The organism is Streptomyces sp. PA03-1a (genome assembly GCF_033792805.1).
Classification (GTDB): domain Bacteria; phylum Actinomycetota; class Actinomycetes; order Streptomycetales; family Streptomycetaceae; genus Actinacidiphila.
Genome location: NZ_JARAVO010000450.1, coordinates 1 through 2381 on the forward strand (window position 1 = coordinate 1; position 2381 = coordinate 2381).

Consider the following 2381-nt stretch of genomic DNA (forward strand, 5'->3'; position numbering starts at 1 on the left):
CAGTTGTAATAAAGACCCGGGGCGGCAAGGGGAGGGTGCCGTGAGCGGCACGTACGGAACGGTCAATGGCTTCACCTACGGATGGGCGACCCCTCTCGCGGGTTTCCTGATGGCCTGCTTGGGTGCCGCCCTCGGGCTGCGCTGCACGACCCGGGCCCTTGCCATGCACCCCTCGCGACGGGTCGGCTGGCTCGCGCTGGGTTCGGCGGCCATCGGCTCCGGCATCTGGACCATGCACTTCATCGCCATGATGGGCTTCACCGTCGGCGAGGTGCGGATCACCTACGACACGCTCGTCACCTTCGAGAGCCTGCTGGTCGCCGTCGTGGTCGTCGCTCTCGGGGTGTTCCTCGTCGGGTTCGTGGGCCGCACGCTCCCCGCCGTACTGGCCGGCGGCTGCGTCACGGGACTCGGCATCGCCACCATGCACTACATGGGCATGCGGGGGATGCGGCTGCGCGGCGACCTGGAGTACACGCGGGCCACGGTGCTGCTGTCGGTCGGCGTCGCCGTCCTGGCCGCCACCGTCGCCCTGTGGTCGGCGGTCTCCGTCCGGCGCCCGTACGGCGGCGTGCTCGCCAGCCTCGTCCTGGGCTTCGCCGTCACCGCCATGCACTACATCGGCATGGCCGCGCTGACGGTGCACCTGCACAGCGGCGCGCGGGAGGGAACGAGCGGGGCGGGACCGGCCGCGTTCCTCGCCCCGGTGCTGATCGGGCCGGTCGTCTTCCTCTTCCTCGCGGGGGTCGTCGTGGCGCTGGACCCGCCCGTCGGCGACTTCGAGCCCGAGCCCGAGCCCGCGGCCGGCCGCGGCCGCCGTTCCCCGCGGGCGGCCCGCTCCTCGCACGCCGCCCGGCCCTCACGCATCCGCGAGCGCCCGCGCGAACGCCAGTGACGGCTGGTCGACCCCGCTGCACCGGGCCGGGGCCGTCTCCTTGGTGTCGTCCTCGCAGGGCCGGTCCCGGTCGGCCGACCACATGGACAGGCCGCCCAGCCGCTTGTCACGGGCGAAGGCGGCCAGCGTGGCCGCGTCCCGCAGGGTGAACACCTCGCCCTGGATGTCGTTCTCCCCGATCATCGGGGTCACCGAGAGGGTCCGCCACGCCGCGGCGTCCGGCAGGCCCAGCAGCGCCTTGAGCTGCCGGTGCGCAGCGGTGGCCGCCTGGACCGCGTACCGGCCCATGTCGCCGGTGTACGTCTCCCCGTAGTCCATCGCCATGATGTTGACCGCGTCGACGCGCACCCCTTGGCGCCGGGCGTCCGCGAGCAGCGCGGCGGCCTCGGCGGTCAGCCCGGACGGCATCACGGGCAGCGTGAAGGAGACCGACAGCGTCCGGCCTTCCCGCTCGGCCTCCTGCTGGAGCCGGGCGACCGCGCGCGCCCGGCGGGTGCCGGCGGCGGTGTCCGCGAGGTCGTCGCCCTCGACGTCGAAGTCGACCCCGGTCAGCCGGTAACGCCCGATCACATCGGCGTAGGCGGAGGCGAGTTCGTCCACGTCGTCGCAGGCGCCGGCGAGTTCCGTGCCGTCGGCGCCGCCGAACGAGACCCGTACGTCGAGGTCGGCGGCCCGCAGCGCGGCGATCCGGTCCGCCAGGTCGCCGTGGGCGATGCCGTCACGCCCGTCCCAGGTCGGGGCGCAGCCACCGCGCGCGGTCACGAACCCGAGGGTGAAACCGTCGGCCCCGGTCCTGCGGGCGGCGTCCGCCATGTCGTACGCGGTGGAACGCGAGGCGTCCACGTAGGGGGTGAAGGCCACCTCGGCCACCGGTTCCCTCCCCCCGGGCGCGTGGCGCGCCGGGGAGCCGGCGGGCTCCGTGCCGGTGAGGAGGGAGGCGGTCGTGGCGGCGACGGCGACCGCCACGAGTCCGGTGATCAGCTGTGCCGTGCGGCTCTTCATGACGGAGAGACTATCTGCCCCGGGAATTCCGGATCACGATTTCCTGGAATTGAGTAAATCGGGGTCTCGGGTCATTCGTGGGATTAATGCGGAAGTGAATCCGTGGAATTCATGGAGAGAAATTACTGCTAGCATTCCGCCCATGCATTCCCTCTCCCGACGGGCGTGTCCCCGTGGGCGGTCCACGGAGGAAGGGCCCGTATTCGTCGATGCGTCGGGCCGCCGGGCGCGCATTATCCGGCGCGCCGGACTGGCCGTCGGGATCGCCTGCGCGGGATATGCCGTCCTGCTGGGGGTGGCTTTTGCGGGCGGCACCCCTTTCGCGCCCCAGACCCTGATTCCGGGCGCCGACGTCCCCGAGGGCGCGTCGGCGCAGGCCGAGGCGGGTGGAAGAACCGGGGGTACCGCGGAACGCGTCGCGAGCGCCCCGGCCGCCGCCCACGCCCCCGCCCCGGTGGCCCGGGGCGGGGGCGTGGGCGGCGGC

Annotated in this window: 2 protein-coding genes and 1 pseudogene; 2 read left to right on the forward strand and 1 reads right to left on the reverse strand. The window is 73.2% G+C overall.

The genetic code is table 11. From position 1 onward, the window contains the following. The first annotated feature begins 40 nt into the window (after positions 1-40). Positions 41-895: an MHYT domain-containing protein gene (locus PV341_RS44750; RefSeq protein ID WP_500360988.1), complete on the forward strand. Its 855-nt coding sequence runs from the start codon at positions 41-43 to the stop codon at positions 893-895. Here PV341_RS44750 and PV341_RS44755 read toward each other — a convergent pair. After that, the gene (locus PV341_RS44755) at positions 860-1897 is read right to left on the reverse strand and encodes a chitinase (protein ID WP_500360989.1); all 1038 of its coding nucleotides are present in this window, start codon (positions 1895-1897) and stop codon (positions 860-862) included. The two genes, PV341_RS44750 and PV341_RS44755, sit on opposite strands and share 36 nt — an antisense overlap. 295 nt (positions 1898-2192) lie before the next feature. On the opposite strand from PV341_RS44755, the pseudogene PV341_RS44760 reads away from it, so the two are divergent. Further along, a pseudogene (locus PV341_RS44760) lies at positions 2193-2381 on the forward strand (hypothetical protein); the annotation flags it as partial.